The organism is Brevibacterium sp. SIMBA_078, assembly GCF_046534565.1.
Taxonomy (GTDB): domain Bacteria; phylum Actinomycetota; class Actinomycetes; order Actinomycetales; family Brevibacteriaceae; genus Brevibacterium.
The window spans coordinates 294,376-319,154 of the sequence record NZ_JAWRYQ010000002.1 but is presented as its reverse complement, the minus strand read 5'-3'; the positions used below and the strand labels follow the sequence as shown (position 1 = coordinate 319,154).

At 65.5% G+C, this 24,779-nt stretch carries 20 protein-coding genes and 1 tRNA gene; 15 read left to right on the top strand and 6 right to left on the bottom strand.

Features of this window, described 5'->3' with window-relative positions; all coding sequences use genetic code 11:
• Positions 1 to 8 precede the first annotated feature (8 nt).
• The 3 genes from rsgA to SB749_RS09780 are packed head-to-tail and all read right to left on the bottom strand — an operon-like array spanning position 9 to position 2,947.
• Positions 9 to 1,112 carry a ribosome small subunit-dependent GTPase A gene (gene rsgA, locus SB749_RS09790; RefSeq protein WP_410710160.1) on the bottom strand — a complete coding sequence of 368 codons (1,104 nt, stop codon included), beginning with the start codon at positions 1,110 to 1,112 and terminating at the stop codon, positions 9 to 11.
• Position 1,113: 1 nt separating this feature from the next.
• The gene (aroA, locus tag SB749_RS09785) at positions 1,114 to 2,457 is read right to left on the bottom strand and encodes a 3-phosphoshikimate 1-carboxyvinyltransferase (protein WP_410710159.1); all 1,344 of its coding nucleotides are present in this window, start codon (positions 2,455 to 2,457) and stop codon (positions 1,114 to 1,116) included.
• Positions 2,450 to 2,947 carry a DoxX family protein gene (locus SB749_RS09780; RefSeq protein ID WP_410710158.1) on the bottom strand — a complete coding sequence of 166 codons (498 nt, stop codon included), beginning with the start codon at positions 2,945 to 2,947 and terminating at the stop codon, positions 2,450 to 2,452. The genes aroA and SB749_RS09780 overlap by 8 nt, the downstream gene beginning before the upstream one ends.
• Positions 2,948 to 3,140: 193 nt before the next feature.
• Between SB749_RS09780 and SB749_RS09775 the strand changes: the two genes are divergently transcribed.
• A complete protein-coding gene (locus tag SB749_RS09775) occupies positions 3,141 to 3,749 on the top strand; it encodes a sigma-70 family RNA polymerase sigma factor (RefSeq protein ID WP_139466962.1) in 609 nt (202 codons plus the stop codon).
• Positions 3,746 to 4,003, top strand: coding sequence for a mycothiol system anti-sigma-R factor (rsrA, locus tag SB749_RS09770; RefSeq protein WP_039210641.1), 258 nt, complete (start codon positions 3,746 to 3,748; stop codon positions 4,001 to 4,003). The genes SB749_RS09775 and rsrA overlap by 4 nt, the downstream gene beginning before the upstream one ends.
• Before the next feature lie 100 nt (positions 4,004 to 4,103).
• On the opposite strand, the gene SB749_RS09765 is transcribed toward rsrA, so the two are convergent.
• From SB749_RS09765 to SB749_RS09755, 3 genes are all read right to left on the bottom strand, one after another.
• Positions 4,104 to 4,178 (bottom strand): 50S ribosomal protein bL37, encoded by a 75-nt coding sequence (locus SB749_RS09765; protein WP_098731028.1) that lies wholly within the window; start codon positions 4,176 to 4,178, stop codon positions 4,104 to 4,106.
• Between the two features lie 172 nt (positions 4,179 to 4,350).
• The gene (locus SB749_RS09760) at positions 4,351 to 4,965 is read right to left on the bottom strand and encodes a GDSL-type esterase/lipase family protein (protein ID WP_410710157.1); all 615 of its coding nucleotides are present in this window, start codon (positions 4,963 to 4,965) and stop codon (positions 4,351 to 4,353) included.
• Positions 4,962 to 8,684 carry a multifunctional oxoglutarate decarboxylase/oxoglutarate dehydrogenase thiamine pyrophosphate-binding subunit/dihydrolipoyllysine-residue succinyltransferase subunit gene (locus SB749_RS09755; RefSeq protein ID WP_410710156.1) on the bottom strand — a complete coding sequence of 1,241 codons (3,723 nt, stop codon included), beginning with the start codon at positions 8,682 to 8,684 and terminating at the stop codon, positions 4,962 to 4,964. Before SB749_RS09755 ends, SB749_RS09760 begins: the two co-directional genes overlap by 4 nt.
• 102 nt (positions 8,685 to 8,786) lie before the next feature.
• Between SB749_RS09755 and SB749_RS09750 the strand changes: the two genes are divergently transcribed.
• The 13 genes from SB749_RS09750 (at position 8,787) to thrB (ending at position 24,764) form a co-directional block, all read left to right on the top strand.
• Positions 8,787 to 10,244 (top strand): GuaB1 family IMP dehydrogenase-related protein, encoded by a 1,458-nt coding sequence (locus tag SB749_RS09750; protein WP_410710155.1) that lies wholly within the window; start codon positions 8,787 to 8,789, stop codon positions 10,242 to 10,244.
• Positions 10,245 to 10,375: 131 nt separating this feature from the next.
• Positions 10,376 to 11,707 carry a hemolysin family protein gene (locus tag SB749_RS09745; protein WP_410710154.1) on the top strand — a complete coding sequence of 444 codons (1,332 nt, stop codon included), beginning with the start codon at positions 10,376 to 10,378 and terminating at the stop codon, positions 11,705 to 11,707.
• The gene (locus SB749_RS09740) at positions 11,704 to 12,765 is read left to right on the top strand and encodes a hemolysin family protein (RefSeq protein ID WP_410710153.1); all 1,062 of its coding nucleotides are present in this window, start codon (positions 11,704 to 11,706) and stop codon (positions 12,763 to 12,765) included. The genes SB749_RS09745 and SB749_RS09740 overlap by 4 nt, the downstream gene beginning before the upstream one ends.
• A 418-nt stretch (positions 12,766 to 13,183) precedes the next feature.
• Positions 13,184 to 14,221, top strand: a complete 1,038-nt coding sequence (locus tag SB749_RS09735; protein WP_410710152.1) for a D-alanyl-D-alanine carboxypeptidase family protein — start codon at positions 13,184 to 13,186, stop codon at positions 14,219 to 14,221.
• A gap of 113 nt (positions 14,222 to 14,334) precedes the next feature.
• A tRNA-Arg gene (locus SB749_RS09730) sits at positions 14,335 to 14,410 on the top strand.
• A gap of 122 nt (positions 14,411 to 14,532) precedes the next feature.
• Complete coding sequence (locus SB749_RS09725; RefSeq protein WP_410710151.1) at positions 14,533 to 15,306, top strand: ABC transporter ATP-binding protein; 774 nt, start codon at positions 14,533 to 14,535, stop codon at positions 15,304 to 15,306.
• Positions 15,303 to 17,852, top strand: a complete 2,550-nt coding sequence (locus tag SB749_RS09720) for an ABC transporter permease (protein WP_410710150.1) — start codon at positions 15,303 to 15,305, stop codon at positions 17,850 to 17,852. The genes SB749_RS09725 and SB749_RS09720 overlap by 4 nt, the downstream gene beginning before the upstream one ends.
• A 49-nt stretch (positions 17,853 to 17,901) precedes the next feature.
• Positions 17,902 to 19,077: a CynX/NimT family MFS transporter gene (locus SB749_RS09715; protein ID WP_410710149.1), complete on the top strand. Its 1,176-nt coding sequence runs from the start codon at positions 17,902 to 17,904 to the stop codon at positions 19,075 to 19,077.
• 84 nt (positions 19,078 to 19,161) lie between these two features.
• Positions 19,162 to 19,989 (top strand): DALR anticodon-binding domain-containing protein, encoded by an 828-nt coding sequence (locus SB749_RS09710; RefSeq protein ID WP_410710148.1) that lies wholly within the window; start codon positions 19,162 to 19,164, stop codon positions 19,987 to 19,989.
• Positions 19,989 to 21,428 carry a diaminopimelate decarboxylase gene (lysA, locus tag SB749_RS09705; protein WP_139466973.1) on the top strand — a complete coding sequence of 480 codons (1,440 nt, stop codon included), beginning with the start codon at positions 19,989 to 19,991 and terminating at the stop codon, positions 21,426 to 21,428. The genes SB749_RS09710 and lysA overlap by 1 nt, the downstream gene beginning before the upstream one ends.
• Before the next feature lie 35 nt (positions 21,429 to 21,463).
• Positions 21,464 to 22,771, top strand: a complete 1,308-nt coding sequence (locus tag SB749_RS09700; RefSeq protein WP_410710147.1) for a homoserine dehydrogenase — start codon at positions 21,464 to 21,466, stop codon at positions 22,769 to 22,771.
• A gap of 2 nt (positions 22,772 to 22,773) precedes the next feature.
• Positions 22,774 to 23,859 (top strand): threonine synthase, encoded by a 1,086-nt coding sequence (gene thrC / locus SB749_RS09695; RefSeq protein ID WP_410710146.1) that lies wholly within the window; start codon positions 22,774 to 22,776, stop codon positions 23,857 to 23,859.
• A gap of 2 nt (positions 23,860 to 23,861) precedes the next feature.
• Positions 23,862 to 24,764, top strand: coding sequence for a homoserine kinase (gene thrB, locus SB749_RS09690; protein ID WP_410710145.1), 903 nt, complete (start codon positions 23,862 to 23,864; stop codon positions 24,762 to 24,764).
• Positions 24,765 to 24,779: the final 15 nt, after the last annotated feature.

Below are 24,779 nucleotides of genomic sequence, written 5' to 3'. Positions count from 1 at the left end.
ACTCCAGCCTATCCAGTCGAGGGCAGCAGCCGGCGCAGGGACTCCAGCCGTGAGACTCCTCCCGGTCCGGCCTTGCCGTCGGCCACCCACTCATCGAGTCGGCAGCCGGGAGAGTCCGCGAGGTGAGTGCATCCGCGGGGGCATTCGGCCGTGGCCTCAACGAGTTCGGGGAACGCGGAGAGCAGGGTCTCCCGGTCCACATGGGCCAGGCCGAAGCTGCGCACTCCCGGGGTGTCGATGAGCCATCCGCCGCGTTCCAACGGCAGGCACACGGCCGACGACGAGGTGTGACGTCCGCGTCCGGTCACATCATTGACATGGCCCGTCGCGCGGTCGGCGGCGGGAACGAGAACGTTGGTCAACGTGGATTTGCCCACTCCGGAATGGCCGACGAGGACGCTGATGCGTCCGCGGAGACGTTCGGCCACCTCGGCGTGGGGTACGGCCTCGTCCTGGGTCGCATCGTTCGCGGCGACTCTCGTATCGGTCGGTTCGGCGTCGGGATCGATGGAGGATTCGACGATGTCGATCCCGGACGCGGAGAAGCGTTCCTTCAGCTCCGTCGCCGGGCGCAGATCGGTCTTCGTCACGATGAGCAGGGGAGTGATCCCCGCATCGAAGGCCGCGACGAGTGCGCGATCGATGAGACCGAACGAGGGATCCGGGTCCACGGTGGCCGTGACGATGCCCATGACGTCGACGTTGGCGACGAGGACGCGCTCGGTCGGGTCGGTGTCATCGGCGCTGCGGCGCAGCAGGGTCTGCCGGTCGGTGATCTCCACGAGCCTGGCCAGGGTGCCCTCGGTCCCGGAGGTGTCGCCGACGAGGCGGACGACGTCGCCGGGAACGATTGCCTGTTTGCGCAGGTGCGAGGCGCGTACCGCAGTCACCGAGGTGGCCCCACGTGACCGCTTCCCCTTCTTCCGAATTGGGGGACTTGACGGGAAGTTCCCGTCGTCGTCAGCGAGGATGACCCGGTACCGGCCCCGATCGACCGCGGTGACCAGACCCGATACGGCGTCCTTGTGGTCGGGGCGGTTCTTCGTCCGCGGTCGTGAACCGCGTCGGTTCGGCCGGGGTCGGTAGTCCTCATCGCGAAAGATCTTCGCCATATCAGGCTCCGGGGGTGAGCATGGCTTCCCACAGCTGAGTGAAGGCAGGCAGGGTCTTGGCCACAGTGCCGGCGTTCTCGATGACCATTCCGTCATTGCGCAGGGCGAGCACGGCACCGGCCATGACCATTCGGTGGTCGTGGTAGGTATGCCACAGCGCCGGGCGCAGGTGCGTGGTGCCGGTGATCGTCAGCGCCTCGGCGTGTTCGACGACATCGACGCCGATGGCACCGTACTCTCTGGTCAGAGCCGTCAGACGGTCGGTCTCGTGCCCACGCAGATGCCCGATTCCGCGCAGCTGCGACGTTCCTTCTGCCATAGCAGCGAGAGCCGAGACCACTGGGGTGAGCTCGCCGACGGCCGACAGGTCGAGATCGACAGCGGTGAGCCGGTCCGGACCCTGCACATGCAGTCCTTCCCTATCGAGGCGCACCGTGGCTCCGAACGCCTCGGCGATCTCGCGGAAGCCGTCACCTGCCTGCGTCGTGTGCACGGGCCAGTCGGCGATGGTCACGGATCCGGCGGTGGCCACGGCCGCCGCCGCGAAGGCTGCGGCATTGGACAGGTCGGGTTCGACCTGCACGTCGAGACCGCGCGGAAGTCCTGGCTCGACGATCCAGCGCTCGGGTTCGGGCTCGCTGATGTCGACGCCCGCGTCGCGGAGGACTTCGATCGTCATATCCACGTGCGTTCGGCTGGGCACCGTGTCCGCGGTGTTGGTGAGTTCGAGACCCAGAGGCATGACGGGAGCGGCGAGCAGCAGACCAGAGACGAATTGGCTGGAGGCGCTGGCATCGATGCCGAGGTGGCCGCCGCGCAGCTGTGAGTCGGCGTGGATCGTCATCGGCAATGTGCCCGCGGCGGAGGTGATCGACGCACCGAGCTCCCGCAGAGACTCGATCGTCACCGACATCGGCCGGACTCGGGCCTGTTCGTCGCCGTCGAGGACGACGTCACGGCCGGTGAGCGCGGCAAGTGGGGGGATGAAACGCATCACAGTTCCGGCGAGACCGCAGTCGATGGTGATCGGTGCGGAGTCCTGGCCAGCAGCGTCTGTGGGTACGTGTCCGCCCGAGAAGGGAATCGGCTCGATGTGGAGCTCATCGCCGTCTTCGTCGATCACGGCGCCGAGGCGACGCAGGGCGTCGACCATGAGCAGGGTGTCGCGGCTGCGCAGCCATCCCCTGAGATCGGATCCGGAACGGGCGAGGGCCGCAAGGATGAGATAGCGGTTCGTCAGGGACTTGGAACCGGGAACGGTCACAGTGGCAGAGACGGCGGAACCGGCGACCGGCGGCTGCCAGTCGCCGGTCGCCGGGGGAGTGTGCGTGGAGATGTCAGTCAACTCCGAATGCGCTCAGAGCCTGCTTCGAGGTGTCTTCCACGCTCGACCACAGGTCTTCGGCCGCGTGCTGAGTCCGCCACCACAGGCCGGGGCGTCCTGCAGTGTCGACGGCGGCGAGCAGGGCACCGCCGAGCATCGAGGTGCGCAGAAGAGTGCGTTCGTTGCGGGTTTTCTTCTCCTCCTTCGACGTCGTCTTGTCGGCAGACAGACGCTCTCCGACGGTGTCGAGCAGGTAGGTGCCGACGAGGATCGATGCGCTCAGCCGCGGGAAGCGTCCGATGGCGAGCATCGAACCGGCAGCGACCTGTGCCACACCGGTGGCTCGGGCGAGAGTCACTGCGTCGACGGGGACGTCGACCTGTTTGCGAGCCTGGTTGAGGAGCGGGCCGACCGATGCGGCCGCTGCCTCCGGCTTGCGCAGTCGTTCGACGCCGTTGAGGATGTAGCCGGCGGCCAGCATGGGCCGTGCGATAAGACGAATGGGAGACACAGTGGTCCTTCCTACGTGGCGGTCATCTCACTGGCAAGCATAACTGCTGAGGTGGGAATAGTGGGACGTCGGTCCGATGTTGTACGGGGTGAAGCCATTCGACGGGTGCACCCGTCGCGAAGTCGACAGGCAGAAGGAGAAGTCTATGAGCGCCACTGCCGTCCTGGAGAGAACGGGCGTACCATTGACTGCGATGACCGAATCAGTCAAAGAAGCCCCCGAAACCGACGCCGAGAGGTCGGCGCGTTTCGAACGGGATGCTCTGGAATATGTCAATCAGCTCTACGCAGCTGCTCTGCGTATGACCCGCAACCCGGCAGATGCCGAAGATCTCGTCCAGGAAGCCTATGCGAAGGCGTATGCCGCCTTTCATCAGTACAAGCCCGGAACCAACCTCAAGGCGTGGCTGTACCGGATCCTGACGAACACTTTCATCAACAACTACCGCAAGAAGCAGCGCCAGCCGCAGGAGCACGGCAGCGAGGACATCGAGGACTGGCAGATCGCACAGGCGAACAGCCACTCGTCATCCGGCGGTCGTTCCGCCGAACTCGAAGCCCTCGACCACCTTCCGGACTCCGACGTCAAGGAGGCGCTCTCGGCGCTGCCCGAAGACTTCCGCATGGTCGTCTACTATGCCGATGTCGAGGGCCTGCCGTACAAGGAGATCGCCGAGATCATGGAGACGCCGATCGGCACAGTGATGTCCCGACTGCACCGCGGTCGTCGACAGCTGCGGGAGATGCTGGCCGACTATGCCGCCGAGCGCGGTTTCGTGAGTCCTGAGGGAGGTGCGAAATGAGCGACGAAGGATGCTGCGAAAGCGTCAGGACCGAGTCTCTGATGCGCATCTACCACTACCTCGACGGTGAACTGACGACGACGGAGATCCGCGAGATCTCGATCCACCTCGAACAGTGCCCGTCGTGTCATGACGAGTATGAGATCGAAGCGCTGCTCAAAGAGCTCGTGCGTCGTTCGTGCAGCCACGACCGTGCCCCGATGGGTCTGCGAGAGAAGATCCGGCAGCGGATCGCACTCGAACAGAACTCCTGACCGGCGCCCGGGAACAGCCCGGGAGCCCACGGACACAACGAAGGCGGGAAGAGATTCGAATCTCTTCCCGCCTTCGTCATTCACCGAACGTATCAGCGAATCATGCGTTTGGACGCTTGCCGTGGTTTGCTTTCTTACGGCGGCGATCGCGACGCTTACGGCCACGCTTGCTCATTGTGCCCTCCTTTGATAGACGCTCAATTGTCTCATGATCGCCCGAGCAGAGCAAAGTCGGACCAGGTCACCGGCCCTGCCGAATCGGTTCGACAAGATGATGCGGCCGTCACCGCTGATCTTATCTTCGACCGAGCACCGCGGAGAACTTCGGTCGGGCACCCAGAGTCAGGTCAACTGTCGCCGAGGCCGTCCTGGACGCCCAGCCAGTTGAACCAGCCGCGATGGAGAACCAGCCAGGCCAGCAGACCGTATCCCTCCTGCGCCGGCAGATGGTCCCGTGACGACGCGACCTCGCGCTGCCACACGGGATGGCCGAGGAGGGGCGTGAAGGTGTCGACATAGGTGATGCCGCGCCGTTTGGCCACATCGGAGAAGCTGGCATTGAGCTCAGCGATGCGACGGTTGCGGTCACCGTCGTGTTCAGGCGGTGGGCCCAGCACGAACGTCGAGACCTTTCGCGCCAACGCCTCGTCGAGGATGTTGGCGACATCGAGGCGAGCCCTGGCGACCGAACGCCCCGAATCGAGATCCCCGGAACCCAGAGCCAGCACCAGACGGTTGTCCCCGTCCCGGGTGAACCGCAGGGACGCCTCGGCGATGGTCCGCGCGTGAAGACCGGCGGAATCCTCGGTCGGCACGGCCAGGGGATACACCTTGAGTTCCGGCAGACTCGGCAGAGTCCTCGCTGTCACCCGACCGACCCATCCGAGGCCACGGCCATCGCCGTGGCCGGCGACCAAAGGGCCTCCGACCACGGCGATGGTTGTGGTGACGTCGCTGCTCACCGGCTGAAGATCCGGTCGACGAGTTCCTTCTGCTGAGCATCGTGGAAGTGCTTGAGCCCAGTCGAGGTGGCTGCAGAAGCGGCACGGGAGATGACCTTGACCTCACGGCCGCCGAGGAGCTCGGGCAGGTGCAGTGCCATGAACGGCCATGCTCCCTGGTTCTTCGGCTCTTCCTGGGCCCAGACGATCTCGGCATCGGCCGGGAAGCGGTCGAGCACAGCGGTGATGGCCGCTTCGTCGAGCGGGTAGAGCTGCTCGAGGCGGACGAGAGCCATCTTCGTGTCGTTGTCCTTCTCCCGCTTGGCTTTGAGATCCCAGTAGAGCTTGCCGGAGACGAGGACGACACGTTCGACCTGCGAGGAGTCGACGTCCGTATCGTCGATGACGGCCTGGAACTTGCCCGAGGTGAAGTCTTCCGGCGAGTTCGCCGCTGCCTTGAGGCGCAGCATCGACTTCGGGGTGAAGACGATGAGCGGACGCTTGTTCGTCGTCGAGGCGTGGCGACGAAGCAGGTGGAAGTACGAGGCACCCGAGGACGGGTAGGCCACCGTCATATTGTTCTCCGCACACAGCTGGAGGTAGCGCTCGATGCGACCCGAGGAATGGTCGGGTCCCTGTCCCTCATAGCCGTGGGGCAGGAGCATGACGACACCGGAGTTCTGCTGCCACTTCTGCTCGGAGGAGGAGATGAACTCGTCGATGACGGTCTGCGCACCCTGTGCGAAGTCACCGAACTGAGCCTCCCACGCCACGAGGGCGTCCTTGCGTTCGACGGAGTAGCCGTATTCGAAGCCGACGGCGGCGTACTCGCTGAGCAGGGAGTCGTAGACCCAGAAGCGAGCCTGCTCCTCGGTGAGGTTCTGCAGCGGCGTCCATTCGTTGCCGTTGACCGAGTCGATGAGCACCGAGTGGCGCTGGACGAACGTCCCGCGGCGGGAGTCCTGGCCTGCCAGCCGCACCGGCACGCCGTCCATGAGCAGCGATCCGAAGGCCAGCAGCTCGGCGAAGCCCCAATCGATTCCGCCCGACAGCGACATCTCCTTGCGCTTCTCGAGCAGCGCCCGCAGCTTCTTGTGAACCGTGAAGCCCTCGGGGATCTCTGTGAAGGCCTCGCCGATGCGCTGCAGAGTCTCGGGACTGATGGCCGTCTCGGCATCGTTGAAGGTCTCGATGTCGCTGGGCTCGTAGGGAGCGTTGAACGCTTCTCCGTCGTAGGAGCCGGTCTCGGCTTCCTTGGTCTCAGCGAAGGCCGATTCCAGCTTTGACTGGTAGTCCTTGAGCGCCTCGGCGGCCTCTTCGTCGGTGATGCACTTCCTGCCGACGAGGGATTCGGTGTAGAGCTTGCGCACCGAACCCTTCTTCTCGATGAGGGAGTACATCGTCGGCTGGGTCATCGACGGATCGTCGCCCTCGTTGTGGCCGCGACGGCGGTAGCACACGAGGTCGATGACGACGTCCCGGTTGAATTCCTGGCGGTATTCGAAGGCCAGGCGGGCCGCCCGGACGACGGCCTCGGGGTCATCGCCGTTGACGTGGAAGATCGGGGCGTTGATCGACTTGGCGACGTCCGTGCAGTAGAACGAGGAACGCGCCGAGGCGGGGGGAGTGGTGAACCCGACCTGGTTGTTGATGATGACGTGGACCGTTCCGCCGGTGCGGTAGCCGCGCAGCTCGGAGAGGTTGAGCGTCTCGGTGACCACACCCTGTCCGGCGAATGCGGCATCGCCGTGGACGAGGACGGGCAGCACGGTGAAGCCGGACTCGCCCTGGTCGACGAGATCCTGCTTGGCGCGCACGATGCCTTCGAGGACCGGATCGACGGTCTCGAGGTGGCTGGGGTTGGCCGCGACGTAGACTCCGGTGGTGTTGCCTGCCGGCGAGGTGAACGAACCCTTGGTGCCCAGGTGGTACTTCACGTCACCGGACCCCTGGACGCTGTCCGGGGACATGGTTCCGTCGAACTCACGGAAGATCTGCGCATAGGACTTGCCGGCGATGTTCGTGAGCACGTTGAGCCGACCGCGGTGGGCCATGCCGATGGCGACCTCGTCGAGGCCGGTGTCCGCGGACTGGTTGAGGATCTCGTCGAGGAGGACGATCGCGGATTCTCCGCCTTCGAGGCTGAAGCGCTTCTGTCCGATGTACTTCGTCTGGAGGAAGGTCTCGAATGCCTCGGCTGCGTTGAGACGGCCGAGGATGTGTCCCTGCTCCGAACGGGTGAGCTCCTGATGCGGAACCTCGATCTTCGACTGGAACCAGCGGCGCTGGACCGGGTCGGCGATGTGCATGTATTCGAAGCCGGTGGTCCGGCAGTAGCTCTCTCGCAGCAGACCGAGGATGTTGCGGAAGGGCATCATCGGCTTCGATCCGAATCCGCCGGTGGGGAACTCGCGTTCGAGATCCCACAGGGTCAGACCGTGCTGATTGATGTCGAGATCCGGGTGAGACCGCTGACGGTAGACCAGAGGATCGATATTGGCCATCAGGTGACCGCGCGTGCGGTAGGCATCGATGAGTTCGATGACGCGTGCGGTCTTGTTGACGTCGTCCTGGTCTTCGGCGGAGACGTCGGGAACCCAGCGAACCGGCTCGTAGGGCAGGCGCAGGGATTCGAAGACATCGTCGTAGAAGCCGTCTTCGCCGAGCAGGTAGCTGTGGACGAGTTTGAGGAACTCGCCCGAACCGGCCCCCTGGATCACGCGGTGATCGTAGGTCGAGGTCATGGTCAGCACCTTCGACACGGCCAGAGAGTTGATGGTCTGCTGGCTGGCGCCCTGGAACTCGGCGGGGTAGTCGAGCGCGCCGACGCCGATGATGCAGCCCTGGCCCTTGGTCAGACGCGGAACGGAGTGGACCGTGCCGATTCCGCCGGGGTTCGTCAGCGAGACGGTGGTGCCGGCGAAGTCGTCGGCGGTGAGCTTGCCCTGACGTGCCTTGTCGACGAGTCCGTCGTAGGCGTCGACGAACTGGCGGAAGGTCAGCGTCTCGGCCTTCTTGACGTTGGGCACCAGCAGGGTGCGGGATCCGTCCTTCTTCGGCACGTCGATGGCGAGTCCGAAGTTGATGTGGGCGGGGGAGATCATCACGGGCTTGCCGTCGCGGACGTCGTAGGAGACGTTCTGCGAGGGGAAGTTCTGCAGGGCGCGGATCACGGCGAAGCCGATGAGGTGGGTGAAGGAGACCTTCCCGCCACGGGTGCGCTTGAGGTGCGAGTTGATGACGATCCGGTTGTCGATGAGCGCCTTGGCAGGCAGGGCCCGGACCGAGGTGGCGGTCGGGACTTCGAGCGACTCATCCATGTTCTTGGCGATGAGCTTCGCGGGTCCGCGCAGGGGAGTGATCGTCTCCTCCGGTGCGGGCTTCGGTGCGGCTTCCTTCGCGGTGACCTTCGGCACGGACTTGGTCTCGGCCTTCAGCGTCTCGGACTCAGCCGAGGACGGGGAGACGCCGCGAGAGGTCTCGCGGGAGGTCGCCGGGGCTGCAGCTGAGGCAGGGGCCTTGCCATCCGACTTCTTCGCGGCCGGCTTCGCCTCCTGCTTGGCGGCGGGCTCGGCAGCGGACTGAGCGCCTCCGCCGTTCTTCTCGTACTTGTCGAAGAAGGGCCACCAGGACTGGTCGACCGAATTCTTATCTGACTTGTACTGCTCATACAATTCCTCGACCAGCCACTCATTCGACCCGAAGTCTTCAACGGTGCGGTTCGGAGTATTGACGGACACGGCGTTGATCGCCTACTTCCTGATTCAAGACTTGCTGCTTAACGACATCTCCAAGCCTAACGTGATGTGCCATCGAATGTGCAGTTCAGGGACAATAGTGTTATGCGTTTCATCTCAAATGACCCGAACACCGATCTCACCTACTCCGATGTCTTCCTCGTGCCGAACTCGTCGGCGCTGACTTCGCGCTTCGAAGTCGACCTCACGACGACCGATCCGACCCGGTCGACGACGCCGCTCGTCGCAGCGAATATGACCGCTGTGTCCGGTCGGCGGATGGCGGAGACGATGGCGCGTCGCGGGGGACTGGCGGTGCTGCCCCAGGACATTCCGCTGACCGCCGCGCAGGAGACCATCGCCTGGGTGAAGAGCCGCGACCGGATCTTCGAGTCTGCGCTGCGCTTCTCACCCGAGGACACAGTGCTCAATGCCCTGCATGTGCTGGCCAAGCGTCCGCACGGCTTCGGCGTCGTCGTCGACGACGCGGGAAAGCTCGAAGGCATCATCAATGCCGCAGATCTGCGCGGAGTCGATCGCTTCACCTCGGTGGCGGAGCTGTTGGACTCCTCGCCGCATGTCATCCGCGCCTCCGAGGTCGACTGGGAGGACGCCTCGCAGCTGGAGTCCCTCTTCGAGTCGATGACGGAGTCGCGAGCCGAGTTCGCCGCTGTCGTCGACGATGAGAACACCGTGCTCGGCAGCCTGACTCCGAAGTCGCTGCTGCGCTCGTCCATCTACACGCCCAACGTCGACGACCAGGGTCGGCTGAAGATCGCCGTGGCCATCGGCGTCAATGGTGCGGCGGTCGAACGTGCCGCTGCGCTGGTCGAAGCCGGCGCGGACGTCCTCGTCGTCGACACCGCCCATGGCCACCAGGTGAAGATGCTCGACACACTGTCGGCGATCGCCGATGCCGAGCTCGGGGTGCCGATCGTGGCCGGAAACGTCGTCACCGCCGAAGGTGTCCGCGACCTCGTCGCTGCCGGCGCCGACATCGTCAAGGTCGGAGTCGGCCCGGGAGCCATGTGCACGACCAGGATGATGACCGCGGTCGGTCGTCCCCAGTTCTCCGCAGTGCTCGAATGCGCCGAGGCGGCTCGCGAGCTCGGTGCCCACGTGTGGGCCGACGGCGGAGTCCGCTACCCCCGCGATGTTGCTCTGGCCCTGGCGGCCGGAGCTTCTCAGGTGATGGTCGGATCCTGGTTCGCCGGGACGCACGAGTCGCCCGGCGACCTGCTCGTCGACGGAGAGGGACGGAAGTACAAGGAGAGCTTCGGCATGGCTTCGGCTCGGGCTGTGGCCAACCGGACCAGAACGGAATCGGCCTTTGCACGGGCTCGGAAGGGACTGTTCGAAGAGGGCATCTCTTCGTCGACCATGTACATCGATCCTGAATCTCCTGGGGTCGAAGACCTGCTCGACGGCATCACTTCGGGTGTCCGCAGCTCCTGCACCTATGCCGGAGCCGGTGATCTCGGGGAATTCGCGCGTCTGGCCGCGGTCGGCGTCCAGAGCGCCGCCGGCTACGAAGAGGGCCGACCGCTGTCGGGAAGTTGGTAAGATCTCCTCATGCACAGTGACAGTCCCGGCCGGCGGGAAGCCGGCGCCCCAGATGACGACCCTCACCCCGCGAGGGTCTCACACCTCACCTGCTCTGCTGGGCAGACAGCGAACGGCGGGGACAGTCACTGATGGAATGGATACTTCTCGCCCTCGCACTGCTGCTCATCCTCGGCACCGGCGTCTTCGTCGCAGCCGAATTCTCACTGCTGACGCTCGACCGCCACACAGCCGACAAGGCGGTCGAAGACGGCGTCGTCGGCGCGAAGACGCTGCGGCGCTCGATGACCCACCTGTCCACCCAGCTCTCGGCAGCGCAGGTGGGCATCACGATCACCACTCTGCTCACCGGCTACCTCATGGAACCGTCCCTGGGCAGACTGCTGGCGCCGCTGTTCGAGGCCTGGGGCGTCGGCCCCGGCCTCGCGGCCCCGCTGGCGCTGACCATCGCCCTCATCGTCTCCACCGTGGGATCGATGATCTTCGGAGAGCTCGTACCGAAGAACCTCGCCATCGCTGTGCCGTTGGCGACCGGTCGCATCGCCGCACCGATGCAGTACGTCTTCTCGATCGCCTTCAAACCGGTCATCGCCGTCCTCAACGGCACGGCGAACAAGATCCTCATGTCGATGGGCATCGAGCCGCAGGAAGAGGGCTCGGTGGGGCGTTCCCCGGAGGAGCTGACCTCACTCGTGCGGCACTCCGCCGAAGAGGGAGTGCTCGATGAGCAGACGGCAGGTCTGCTGGAGAGGACTCTGAGCTTCTCCGAGCGCACCGCAGAAGATGTGATGACTCCGCGCACGCGCATGTCCACGGTGGACAAGGACACCACGGCCAGGCAGATCATCGAACAGGCCCGGGACACCGGATTCTCCCGGTTCCCCGTGGCCGACGAGGACAAGGACCACATCGTCGGAGTCGTTCACGTCAAACAGGCCTTCGCCGTGCCTCCGAGCAACCGCGACGACGCCTACGCAGGAGGGCTGATGACCGAGGTCCGTGAGATCCCGGAGACGCAGCGCCTCGACCCGCTGCTCTTGGAACTGCGAGCCACCGGCCTGCAGATGGCTGTGGTCGTCGATGAATTCGGCGGCACAGCCGGAGTGGTCACCCTCGAGGACGTCGTCGAGGAGCTCGTGGGCGAGGTCGCCGATGAGCACGATCGGATGCGCGTCGCGGCACGACCGGCTCGCGACGGCTCCTGGATCGTGCCCGGTCAGCTGCGGCCCGATGAGATCTCGTCGACGATCGGAGTCACCATCCCGGAGGACTCGGACTACGAGACTCTGGCCGGATTCGTCCTCAAGGAGCTCGGACGGATTCCCGAACCGGGTGACGAGGTCCGCATGGACGATGCCCGCATCGTGGTCGAACGGATGCACGGACGACGCATCGAACGCCTCCGGGTGGTGCTGCGCGCCGCCGACGCAGGAGCATTCGAAACCGGAGGTGAGACCCGATGAGCGCCGATTGGTTCGGACTGGTCTGGCTGGTCGTTCTCCTGCTGGGCAACTCCTTCTTCGTCGCCGCCGAGTTCGCGGTGGTCGCTGCCAAACGATCACAGATCGAACCACGAGCGGCCGAAGGCTCCGCGGCGGCCAAAACCGCCCTCTATGCGATGGAGCACGTGTCACTGATGCTGGCGATCTGCCAGCTCGGCATCACCGTGTGCTCTCTGCTTCTGGGCAATGTGGCCGAACCGGCCATCCACCACCTGCTCGCCGGTCCCCTCGAGGGCCTGGGCATTCCCGCCGGCCTGTCCTCGACGATCTCCTTCGTCCTGGCGCTCGGCGTCGTCACCTACCTGCACGTGGTCATCGGTGAGATGGTGCCGAAGAACCTGGCGCTGGCCGCCTCCGGCCAGGCCGTGATGCTGCTGGCGACACCGCTGGTGTTCCTGGCGCGGGTCTTCGGCTTCGTCATCCGCCCCCTCAACGGCCTGGCCAATGGGATCCTCCACCTGTTCAAGATCGAGGCCCGTGACGAGGTCAACGAGGCCTATACGATCGAGCAGGTCGAATCGATCGTGGCCGAGTCGAAGCGCGAGGGACTGCTCAGTGATGACACGGGGCTGCTCAAGGGCGCCATCGAGTTCAGCGACAAGACTGCGTCCGACATCATGGTCCCGATGTCCGAACTCATCACGATTTCGGACAAGGTGACCCCGAACGAGCTTGTGACCTTGGTCGGGAAGACAGGCTTCTCCCGATACTTCGTCGTCGGTGACGACGGGTATCCGCAGGACTACCTCCACATCAAGGATGTCCTCTACGCGGACACCGAAGAGGCCTTCGACGCTCCTGTGCAGAGCAAGCGCTTCCGACCCCTGTTCACGGTCACCGCCGATGACGAGGTCGAAGAGGCACTGGCGCAGATGCAGAAGGCGGGTATCCATGTCGCCCGCGTCATCGACTCGCAGGCGCAGGTCCTCGGCCTGCTGTTCCTCGAGGACGTGCTTGAGGAACTCGTCGGCGAAGTGCAGGATGCGATGCAGCGGGGACGATTCGACTTCCGCCGCTGAGCATTCTGCGCGGGTCGATCTGACCGGCTCATCCATTCGCCTCGACGGCGGTCTCCTGATTGGCGGGAGGCCGCCATCGAGGCGTCGCGTCCACCTCCGTCGCCGTGCCGGTGCGTGAGGCCATGCGGTCGGCAGTGGGGGCAATGCCTGCGCACGTGGGGCAGCGCCGTTCGGTGTGGAGACCCAAACGTGACCGACTGTGTAACGGTTCGTAACGAAACGCCGATTCAGGACACCTGGAGTAGGTCGCCTGTAGTGATCCATGACCAGACATCATCAGAGAATGACCTGGTCACACGCTGTGTATGAACTGAAGGTGACATTCTGTAACGATGTCGTTATAGTGTTGTGACATAAGCTTTCGGGCGCCCGGCAGAGGGCTTCCACCGCACAATCTTCACCAACAGTATGGAGCACTATGTCGAGTGAGCTCTCGACCGTCGAGGCGCCGCCGGTCCGCCGACGTGATCTGCGGAAGCAGAACGCCTCTTCGCAGGTTTCGACGATCAACTCTTCGCATCCCGTGACATCGCAGTCGCGGAACAGCGCATCCGCAGCCCTCTCACCTCGTCGCGCGGCGATGGCCGCCGAGGCCCGCGCCGCCGCGGGCTCACCGCGACGGGCAGCGATGTCCAAAGAGGCTTCGCGGCCGATGACCCCCGCGGGTCACACGTCGACACTGGCCGCGGCTCAGCTCGGCAGCCGCGGTTCCGACGGTTCTCTGCTGCGCTCGGTCCGCCGCCGTCAGGTCACCACCTTCTCCGCCCTGGCCACCGTCTCGGTCACCGGCACCGCCATCGCCGCCGTGATGGTCGCCGGCAACATGAGCGGCAACCAGGAAGTCAAGGTCGACGACACGGCCGCGCAGTCCCAGCCACGTGCGATCAACGCCGAATCGGTCTCCGCCGACATCAAGGTCGACGACGATGACAAGACCTCGATGACCATCGGCGCCCCGAGCGCCAAGCAGACCAAGGTCGACGCGGCATCTCGTGCGATCACGAAGACCGTTCTGCCCGGCTGTGACGAAGCAGCACCGAAGGGCGAGGCGAGCAACGGCGAACTGCCCGACGGATGGCTGTGCGAGATCGGCGTGGGCAACCACAAGCTGCGCTCCGATGCGGCCGTGTCGTTCGCGAAGATGAACGCTGCCTTCAAGAAGGACACCGGCAAAGACCTCGCAGTCACCGACTCCTACCGGTCACTGGAATCACAGGTCTCCGTCGCGGCACGCAAACCCGGCTTCGCAGCTCGTCCCGGAACCTCCAACCACGGTTGGGGCCTGGCGCTGGACCTGGGCGCGGGAACGCAGAACGGAACCGGTCGGCAGTACGAATGGCTCGTCGCCAACGCAGAGAAGTTCGGGTGGGAGAATCCGGACTGGGCCAAGCGCAATTCCTATGAGCTCTGGCACTGGGAATACGTGCCCGGCCGCAAGGCTATGAAGGGTGCCTGATCTGCTCGAACATCGCTGATCACAGCCCCACGACACCGCGGGCAGTCCTCGAAGGACTGCCCGCGGTGTCGTTTTGGGAGGTGGTGCCCAACGGTGATAGAGTTGCATGCGTTGCCCGCGTAGCTCAGTGGATAGAGCGTCTGCCTCCGGAGCAGAAGGTCGTAGGTTCGAATCCTGTCGCGGGCACCACGACGCCGCCCATCTCAACTTCTGAGGTGGGCGGTTCTGCATACGCGGTCCGAGTGGTCGGTGATGCAGCCAGGATCTAAGGTAGTCGGAGACGAGACCCGGACCGCGATGTGAGGCATACGATGTCGGAACCTGCTGAAGAGCCCGTCCAGACCGGCGCGGGGGACGATGAGATCGTCCTCCGAGCGCAGGGACTGCGCAAGAGCTTCGGTCGCGGTGATACGGCAGTCGACGCTCTCGACGACATCAGCGTCGACTTCGAATCGGGACGCTTCACCGCCATCATGGGACCCTCCGGATCCGGAAAATCGACGTTCATGCATGTGCTTGCCGGGCTCGACCGTGTCGATTCGGGTTCGATCATCATGCGGGGCCAGGACATCACCCGTCTCAACGACCGGCAGCTGACTCAGCTGCGGCGTGACCGCGTCGGCTTCATCTTCCAGGCCTTCAACCTCGTCCCGACGCTGAGCGCTGAACAGAACATCGAACTGCCGGTCTCGCTGGCCCGGAAGAAGATCGATCGTGAGTGGAAGGCCGAAGTCGTCGAACGCCTCGAACTCGGCGATCGTCTGCAGCATCGTCCGCACGAGCTCTCCGGCGGTCAGCAGCAGAGAGTCGCCGTGGCCCGGGCTCTGCTGACGCGGCCGGATGTCATCTTCGCCGATGAGCCCACGGGAAACCTCGACTCCCATGCCGGAGCGGAGGTCCTGTCCCTGCTCGGTCGGGCCACGACCCTGTACGGGCAGACGATCATCATGGTCACCCACGACCCCGTCGCGGCATCGCACGCCGGCCGGGTCGTTCTGCTCAAGGACGGGCGAGCCACGGGTGAAGTTCGTCAGCCGACCCGCGAGAGCGTGGTCACGGCGCTGAGTGAACTGAGCTCTCTGTGATCGCAGTCGCCCTCGCGCAGATTCGGATCCACTGGGCCCGATTCCTCGCAATCGGCCTCGGCATCGCATTGGCGGCGGGATTCGTCGCAACCACTCTGATCATCAACTCCTCGCTGCAGGACAGCCTCGAACACGCCGTCGGCCGTTCCTTCGAGAAAGCCGACCTCACCGTCGTCCCGGACAGAGACGTCTTCGTCGGGGGAGACGAGGCCTCTCCGCTGCTGCGCCCCTTAGCCGAAGTCGACGGGGTGGCTACCGCGTCGTTGTCGGCCAGCACAGTGACCACGGGCCGAGGTGCCGGATTCTCCGAAAGCTCTTTTGCGCTGTCCCCGGTGCCTGCCGATGAACGGCTCGACACGTTCGATATGGTCTCCGGTCAGCGACCGGAAGCGACGACGGACCTCGTGCTCGACACTCGCACGGCCAGCGATCTCAACGTCGGAGTCGGCGATGAGATTCGCTTCACCGTCGATGCGGTCCCAGTGGAGATCGGAAACGATGACATGCCGATCTACCGGGGTCCGAGTCAGAGCAGCGTCACCTTCTCCGTGGTGGGCATCGCCGAGATGGGGCAGGATCCGGCCCTGCCCGGCGCCACTCGAGCGCTGACGACTGCATCGGGCTATCAGGAGTATTTCGCCCAGCAGGGCGATGTCATCGCCATTCAGATCGCCCTCGAGAGCGGCGGGGACCCGGAGGCTGTGCGTACTCAGCTGCAGAGGGTCGTCGACGGTTCGGAACTGAGCGGCAGCCTCGAAGCGCTCTCCGTGGACGATGCCGTGAAAGCGAAGACCGATCGCCTCTCCGGCGGCAACGCCGTCGTGACCGGTCTCCTGCTCGCCTTCGCCGGAATCTCCGTCATCGTCGCCATCCTGGTCGTCTCCAACACCTTCTCCGTCATCGTCGCCGGACGCCGTCGGGAATTCGCACTGCTGCGCTGCCTCGGCGCCACCCGCGTGCAGATGTACGGTTCGGTCGTGGCCGAAGGACTCTTCGTCGGATTGCTCGGGTCGATCTTCGGTGTGCTCGCTGGGGTCGTCGGCAGTCGCGGACTGATGGCCGTGGCGGTGCGCTACTGGCCGCAGGAGTTCCCCTACGACACTCTCACCGTTCCCGTCTCCGCCCTGGTCAGCGGTGTCATCGTCGGTGCCCTGCTGACGATTGTGGCCACCATTCGACCGGCTCGCAGTGCCATCGCTGTGACACCGCTCGAAGCACTCCAGCCCTTCGACGCGTCCATCTCGCCGAGCACCCGCGCTCGTCCGCGCCACCTCGTGGGCTTCGGCTGCATCGGGCTGGGTGTGGTCCTCGTCATCGTCTCCGTCTATGCGGTGTCGACCTCGCAGCTCTGGATCCTCGGCGGAGCGCTGGGTGGGGGACTCGTGGTCACGGGGCTGGTCATCAGCGCGGCGAAGATCATCCCGCCCGTGGTCGCCTGGACGGGAGAGGTGCTCTTCAGCCCTTGGGGCGTTCCCGGCCAGCTGGCGACCCTGAACACATTGCGCAATCCGCGTCGCACCGCGGCCACAGCCACGGCGCTCATCATCGGTGTGACCTTGGTGGCGACGATCCTCGTGGGCGGCATGTCGACGAAGGCGACGCTCAGCCACGGACTCGACCAGCGTTATCCCGTTGACATCTCCGTGCCGCTGTCGGGCCTCGTCGACGATGACCAACTCGATGATGTGCGTGAGATTCCCGGCGTATCCACTGCGATCATCGCCCACCGCGCCGAGGCGGTCGAAGACTTCAAGGGCTCCCGCCCCGAGATCTTCGTCGTCGACCCGGACAGCGCCGAGACAGTGCTCGGAGACGCAGTCGCCGATATCGTGTCCGGACGGGTCACGGTCCCCGAAGACTATCCTTCACCGACAGTGCGGGTGAAAGGGCTCAACGAGATGAGCGTGCCCGTGCACAGGGACGGCCTCTCCAGCCTCGCTTTCTTCACCACCCCCGACGTCGGCAACGATCTCGGCATCTCGGCAACGACGACGGCCGTGCTCGTCCGCCTCGACGAGGATGTCGACGTTGATGAGATCACCCGCATCCGTCAGTCCGTGGCCGAGACACTCGACGTCTCCAGCGACGAGGTCGGCGGCTCGGCCGTCGCCCGGGGTGCCTATTCCGAACTCATCGATGTCATGCTCGCCGGGGCCGTGGCTCTGCTCTTCGTCTCCGTGGTCATCGCGCTCATCGGCGTCTCGAACACGGTCAGCCTCTCCGTCATCGAGCGCCGTCGGGAGAACGCGCTGATGCGGGCGCTGGGGCTGAGCATCGCGCAGCTGCGGACTCTTCTGGCGCTCGAGGCGGTGCTCATCTCGTCGGTGGCCGCACTGCTGGGACTCGTGCTCGGCGGCGCCCTGGGCATCGTCGGCACACGGTTGGTCACCCACGACTACTCCACCGACCTCATCGTCGACTTCTCCACCCCGTCCTTCCTCGGCATCCTCGGTGTGGCGGTCGTCGCCGGCATCCTCTCCGCTCTGGCACCGGCCAGGCGAGCGTCCCGACTCTCACCGGTCGAAGGTCTCAAACTCGACTTCTGATGGGCCCCGGCCACCGAACCGGAAATCGGTGTCTGATAGGAAAGAGCTCATGAACTCCGCGCGCATCCGCATTCTGATCGTCCTCGGAATCGTCTTCGCTGCCTTCAATCTGCGCCCGGGAGTCACCGGGCTCTCGCCTCTGCTCGATGCCATGGGCGAAGAGATCGAACTGAGCGCGGTGTTCCTGGCCGTCATCGGCATGCTGCCGCCGCTGCTCTACGGAATCAGCGGCTTCATCACCCCTCGGCTCTATGCCCGCTTCTCCGGACTCGGCCTGACCTTGGCTGCCATGGTGATGGTCATGATCGGACTGGGTGTCCGCGCGGTCATCGATTCGCCGTCGCTGTTCCTGGCGCTGAGCGTGCTGGCCCTGCTGGGAATGGGCATCGGCAACGTCGTCCTCCCGCCCCTGGTGAAATCGTATTTCCCCGACCGGGTGGCTCTCATGTCGACCGTGCACGTCGGGCTGCTCCAGTTCGGGACGTTCATTCCGCCGCTCGTGGCGGTTCCCCTCGCCTCCGGCGTCGGTTGGAGAGGCTCACTGCTCGTCTGGGCCGGATTCGCGGCTTTGGGCGCGATCGTGTGGATCGTCGTTCGCATCGTCAAGCCCGCGCCCGCCGCCGAGGTGGCCGTCGCCGTCGTCGGGGGCAGTGAGCTCTCCCGCCTTCTGCGCAGTCCTCGGGCCTGGGCGCTGATGACGATGACGGGTCTGACGTCGTTCAACAACTTCATCCTCTTCACCTGGCTGCCGGGCCTGCTCACCCGCTCCGGGTTCGATGCTGCCTTCGGCGGGGCGATGTTGGCGCTGGTCACCGCCATCCCCCTCGTCCTCGGATTCGTCCTGCCGACCCTGGCTCAGAAGATGACCTCGGCCTATCCCATCGTCGTCGGCTTCTGCCTCAGCCTGGCCGTGGGGTACCTGGGTCTGTGGCTGCTGCCGACAGCGGCTCCCGTGCTGTGGACCGTGCTGCTGGGCATCGGCATCTCCACGTTCCCACTCGCTCTGACACTCATCACCCTCCGCGCGCGAAACGCCGAGGCGGCAGCTTCCCTGTCCGGCTTTGTCCAGGGCGGCGGGTACCTCCTCGCGGCCACCGGCCCGCTGATCTTCGCCTTTCTCCTCCAGAGCTTCGACAGCATGTGGCCGGCATTCGTCGTGGTGCTCGCCTCGGTGGCCGTCAAATTCTTCGTCAGCCACGCCGCCTGCCGACCCGGCGCCATCTGAGGCCCAGCGGGCATCCGTCTCGTCATGAGAGCGAAGATGAGATCGGATTCGTCCTCGCCGTCCGGGCCCGAGTACTCTGTTCGAGTGACCCCGGAAGACTTGCAGACTGCACTCGCGCGCGCCTTGGCGACGGCCGAGGCAGGCCTCGTCGCACCGGGGTTCGCCATGCAGATCGACGTCCTGGCTCCGAACCGTTCCGAACTCGGTGACTGGACGACGCCCGTGGCGCTGCGCGCCGCCGCTGCACCCGAGCAGCGAACCCAGCTCGCCGCACATCTGTGCACCGAATTGCGTGCCCTCCCCGAGGTGGCGGACGCCGTCATCGCCGGGCCCGGCTTCGTCAACGTGACCCTCACACCCGCTGGCCGAGCACATGTGCTCAGCGACATCGTCACCGCAGCCGACGGGAACGAACCAGCCGGGGGAGCGGAACAGGACGGGTCGCCGCTGCGCACGCTGCTCGTCGCCGCGGACAGGGAATCGGCACGGGCTCTTGTCGCCGGCGAGCACAACCGTGACGTCGACCCGGTCACAGTGGACATCCTGCAGCGCGGCCATGCCGCCGCCTGCCGCGAGCAGCGGCGGGCGCACCGGGCGGGAATCCCGTCCGAGGTCGTCGATGCGGCGAGACTCGAGGATCCGAGCGAGACGCGAATGCTCAATGCCGTGGCGGGACTGCCGTCAGCGCTGGAACGCTCGCGCCGCCTCGGCGAGAACGATCCCTTCCTCTGCGCTCTCCTCGAACTCGGCGAAGCCGTCGAGGACTGGATCCGCCGCTGCCCGGTCACTCCGACGGTCGATGAGGACATCACCGTCACCCACAGCTCCCGGCTCTTCGCTCTGAGAGCCGTCACCATCGTCCTCGCCGCAGGACTACGACAATTGGGCGCTTCGGCCCCGGAGAGGATCTGATGCCCGCACATATCGCAGGGACCCTGCACGCGACACCGGCCCCGGTGTGGCTGCCCTATCCCGATGACGTCAATGCGCTGCTGCCGAGTCTGTGGTCGGACAACGTCACGAAGTCCGACGACGGAGTGCTCACGATCGCCGGTCATTCCGTGACGGACCTGGCCGAACGCTACGGAACCCCCACACTCGTCATGGACGTCGCCGACTTCCGCAGCCGCGCCGAGGCCTACCTGAGCACGTTCTCCAATGCCTTCTCCGTGCAGAAGGGACTGGCCGGAGCCGATGTGTTCTACGCCGGGAAGGCATTCCTGTGCACAGCTGTGGCCCGCTGGGTGCATGAGGCCGGGCTCGGCCTCGACACCTGCTCACTGGGCGAGATGATGATCGCCCGCGCCGCCGGTGTCCCCGGCGACCGCGTCGGGCTGCACGGTAACAACAAATCGGCGGCGGAGCTCGAATACGCCCTCGACTACGGCGTGGCCAGGATCTTCGTCGACAGCCTCGATGAGGTCGCACGTCTGGAATCCATCGCTGCGGCCAGAGGCACGGTCGCCCCGGTCATGCTGCGAGTCACGGTCGGCGTCGAAGCGCACACCCACGACTTCATCGCCACGGCCCACGAAGACCAGAAGTTCGGGCTCTCTCTCGCCGACGGCACCGCCGCCCGAGCCGCTCGTCTCGTCGCGGAATCCGAACATCTGCGTCTCGACGGTCTCCACTCCCACATCGGTTCGCAGATCTTCGACATCTCCGGTTTCCAGGTCGCCACCGCCCGCGTACTCGCCTTCCGAGCCGAGATCATGGGCGAACACGGCATCGACCTGCCCGATGTCGACCTCGGCGGCGGCTTCGGCATCCGCTACACCTCCCAGGACACCCCGATCCCGGTCGCGGAGATGGCCGCAGAGCTCGCCGCCGTCGTGGCCAAGGAATGCCGGGGTCTGGGTACGAGCGTTCCCCGGATCTCCATCGAACCCGGACGCGCCATCGTCTCCCCGGCGGTGTTCACTCTCTACGAGGTCGGCACCGTCAAACAGGTGAGCACGGACAGCGGCACTCGCACCTATGTCGCTGTCAACGGGGGAATGAGCGACAACATCCGCACGGCACTCTACGACGCGGACTATTCGTGCACCTTGGCCAACCGGAACTCGAACGCCGAGCCTGCGATCGTGCGGGTCGTCGGCAAGCACTGCGAATCCGGTGACATCATCGTCCGCGACGAATACATGGGCGCAGACGTCACCGCAGGCGATCTCGTCGCGGTCCCCACCACCGGGGCGTACTGCCGCTCGCTGGCCAACAACTACAACCATCTGCCCCGGCCGGGCGTGCTGGCCGTCGAGGCCGATAGAGTTGAGTGGATCGTGACCCCCGAAGACCACACGCAGATGTTCGCCACGGACCCGGGAATGGCCGGGGGAGTGGCGTCGAACTGATGAGTGCGAGAGACAAGAGCGGAAAAGGTGAGGAAATGCAGGCACTGAAGGTTGCCATGCTCGGATGCGGAGTCGTCGGCACGGAGGTCGCCGCCCGAATCCAGAATCGCGCGGAGGGCCTGGCCGAGCGCATCGGCGCTCCGCTGGAGCTGAGCGCCATCGTCGTCCGCGATGCTTCGAAGGCCCGTCCGGGAATCGACGAGAAGCTGCTGACGACCGACGCCGAGGCGGCCATCGCCGGAGCCGATATCGTCGTCGAGCTGATGGGCGGAATCGAACCCGCCCGCTCGCTCATCACCGCAGCGCTGCGCCAGGGTTCATCGGTCGTGACCGCGAACAAGGCTCTGCTGGCCGCCAGCTACGGCGAGCTCATGTCCGCTGCCGACGCCGCAGGTGTGCGCCTCGAGCACGAAGCGGCGGTGGCAGGGGCGATCCCGATCATCCGACCTGTCGGCGATTCGCTGGCCGGGGACCGAATCGAACGCATCATGGGCATCGTCAACGGCACGACGAACTACATCCTCGACCAGATGGACTCCGAGGGCTGGGATTTCGACCAGGCCCTCACTGCCGCCCAAGGACTCGGATACGCAGAGGCCGATCCGACCGCTGACATCGGCGGACACGATGCGGCGGCGAAGGCTGCGATCCTGTCCTCGCTGGCCTTCCATGCACCCGTGTCGATCGATGACGTCCACGTCGAAGGCATCGAAGGCGTCACCGCCGAGATGGTCGAGACCGCCCGAGACCAGGGATTCGTCATCAAACTCCTCGCCGTGTGCGAACGTGTGGCCTCATCACCGGCAGGCGCCGGACTCTCGGCGCGCGTCTACCCGGCGCTTCTCGACCGCGGCCACGCACTGGCATCCGTCCGCGGTGCCTTCAACGCCGTGTTCATCGAGGCCGAAGCCGCCGGCGAGCTGATGTTCTACGGACAGGGAGCCGGCGGAGCACCGACCGCATCCGCCGTGCTGGGAGACCTCGTGTCCGTGGCCAGGCGCAAGGTGCTCGGCGGTCGCGGACAGTACGAACGTCCCTTCCACGAGGACTACCCGATCCTGCCGATCTCGGCGATCACGACCAGGTACCACATCACCCTCGACGTGGTCGACCGTCCCGGTGTGCTCGCCGCAGTCTCCGAAGTCTTCGCCGATGAAGGGGCATCCATCGAACTGATGCGACAGACGATCGGGGACATCGACGACAACGGCGTCCAGCACGCGAAGCTCGTGCTCGCCACCCACTCGAACACCGACTCGACTCTGCAGAAGACGGTCGATCGACTCGTCGATCTGCCTGTCGTCCACACCGTCAAATCCGTGATCCGCGTAGAAGGACAGTGACTATGAACTACCCCAGACACCAGTGGCAGGGCGTCGTCGAGGAATACCGGAGCCTCCTCGACATCTCCGCTGACACCCCTGCCGTCACACTCGGTGAGGGCGGGACCCCGCTGATCAGGGCGGAGAAGCTCAGCGCACGCACCGGTGCCCAGGTATGGGTGAAGTACGAGGGCCTCAATCCGACTGCGTCGTTCAAAGACCGCGGTATGACGATGGCGATCACCAAGGCTGTGGCCCATGGTGCCAAAGCCGTCATCTGCGCCTCGACGGGCAACACCTCGGCCTCTGCCGCCGCCTATGCCACGAAGGCCGGACTGACCTGCGCTGTGCTCGTGCCCACCGGCAAGATCGCGCCGGGGAAGATGAGCCAGGCCATCGCCCACGGAGCGACCCTGCTCGAAGTCGACGGAAACTTCGATGACTGCCTGACGCTGTGCCGCAAGCTCTCGGAGTCCTACCCGGTCCACCTCGTCAACTCGGTCAATCCCGATCGCATCGAAGGTCAGAAGACCGCGGCCTTCGAGATCGTCGACGTCCTCGGCGACGCTCCCGACATCCATGTTCTGCCCGTCGGCAACGCCGGCAACATCACGGCGTACTGGAAGGGCTACAACGAATACCGCGAACACGGGATCTCCAAGCAGCTGCCTCAGATGTGGGGCTTCCAGGCCGCCGGTGCCGCACCGCTGGTGCTCGGCCACCCGGTCGACGAACCGGACACGGTGGCGACCGCCATCCGCATCGGCAACCCCGCCAGCTGGACGCAGGCCGAAGCGGCGCGTGACGACTCGGGCGGTCTCATCGATTCGGTCACCGACGACGAGATCCTCGCTGCGCACAAGATCCTGTCCAGCGAAGAGGGCATCTTCGTTGAGCCCGGGTCGGCCGCCTCGGTGGCGGGTCTGCTGAAGATGGCCGATGCGGGTCGGATCCCTGCCGATGCGACGATCGCGGTCACCGTGACCGGTCACGGACTCAAGGACCCCAGCTGGGCACTGCACACCGCCGACGGATCCGATATCGAGACCAAGCGGGTCTCCGTCGACGCCGTCAGCGCCGCACGCGCGCTGGGACTCGAGGACAGCTGAGGGTGCGCGTCCGACTCGAGGTCCCGGCCACCTCGGCGAATCTGGGACCCGGCTACGACTCGTACGGGCTGGCCCTCGACATCGTCGACACCCTCACCCTCACCGTCCACGACGCGGCAGTCGATCCTCACCGCTGCGTCGAGGTCACGGGGGAGGGCGCCGAGGTGCTGCCCCGGGACGGCTCGCACCTGATCATGCGCATCATCGGTGAGGTGCTCGACTCGGAGTTTCCCGCCGTTGCGGCGGAGCTGAGGCCGCGTCTGTCGCTGGAGTGCGACAACCGGATTCCGCATTCCCGCGGACTGGGCTCCTCGGCCGCAGCCGTCGTTGCCGGCATCGGCCTCGCAGCGGAACTCGGAGCCTGGTCGACCGGAGTCGAGCTGAGCCGGGACCGGATCCTCGAGATCGCCACCGCCGTCGAGGGGCATCCGGACAACGCCGCCCCCGCGATCTTCGGCGGACTCACCGTCTCTCTGTCGGCGCCCGTGAAGTCGTGGCAGGTGCCGGTGCGCACCGTCGAGGCGGTCACTGTGCTCGTGCCCTCGTTCCGCCTCGACACCGAGGTTGCCCGTGGACTCATTCCCGCCGGCATCGATCACGCGATCGCGGCCGACAATTCGGCTCGGGCGGGCCTGCTCGTCCACGGGATGAGCAATGACTCCCGGGTGCTCTTCGAAGCCACCCGCGACCAGCTCCATCAGGAGTTCCGCCGCGGCGCCTATCCGGAGTCGATGGCGCTGGTCGACGCACTGCGCGCCGAAGGTCTCCCGGCCGTCGTCTCCGGCGCCGGACCGACGGTGCTCGTCCTCGCCGAGGCGGTTCCCGATGCCCTCGTGCCGGACGGCTTCGTCGCTCAGCGCACCGCGATTGACCTCGGTGGTTACCGGGTGAGCCGAGAAATCTGAGGAAGCGATTCGCCA

Bases quoted from the DNA above. Each gene is read 5' to 3' on its own strand.
- rsgA (WP_410710160.1), bottom strand. From the start codon at position 1,112: ATGGCGAAGATCTTTCGCGATGAGGACTACCGACCCCGGCCGAACCGA.
- SB749_RS09725 (WP_410710151.1), top strand. From the start codon at position 14,533: ATGTCGGAACCTGCTGAAGAGCCCGTCCAGACCGGCGCGGGGGACGAT.
- SB749_RS09735 (WP_410710152.1), top strand. From the start codon at position 13,184: ATGTCGAGTGAGCTCTCGACCGTCGAGGCGCCGCCGGTCCGCCGACGT.
- thrC (WP_410710146.1), top strand. From the start codon at position 22,774: ATGAACTACCCCAGACACCAGTGGCAGGGCGTCGTCGAGGAATACCGG.
- SB749_RS09750 (WP_410710155.1), top strand. From the start codon at position 8,787: ATGCGTTTCATCTCAAATGACCCGAACACCGATCTCACCTACTCCGAT.
- SB749_RS09775 (WP_139466962.1), top strand. From the start codon at position 3,141: ATGACCGAATCAGTCAAAGAAGCCCCCGAAACCGACGCCGAGAGGTCG.
- SB749_RS09745 (WP_410710154.1), top strand. From the start codon at position 10,376: ATGGAATGGATACTTCTCGCCCTCGCACTGCTGCTCATCCTCGGCACC.
- SB749_RS09740 (WP_410710153.1), top strand. From the start codon at position 11,704: ATGAGCGCCGATTGGTTCGGACTGGTCTGGCTGGTCGTTCTCCTGCTG.
- lysA (WP_139466973.1), top strand. From the start codon at position 19,989: ATGCCCGCACATATCGCAGGGACCCTGCACGCGACACCGGCCCCGGTG.
- rsrA (WP_039210641.1), top strand. From the start codon at position 3,746: ATGAGCGACGAAGGATGCTGCGAAAGCGTCAGGACCGAGTCTCTGATG.
- SB749_RS09715 (WP_410710149.1), top strand. From the start codon at position 17,902: ATGAACTCCGCGCGCATCCGCATTCTGATCGTCCTCGGAATCGTCTTC.
- SB749_RS09700 (WP_410710147.1), top strand. From the start codon at position 21,464: ATGCAGGCACTGAAGGTTGCCATGCTCGGATGCGGAGTCGTCGGCACG.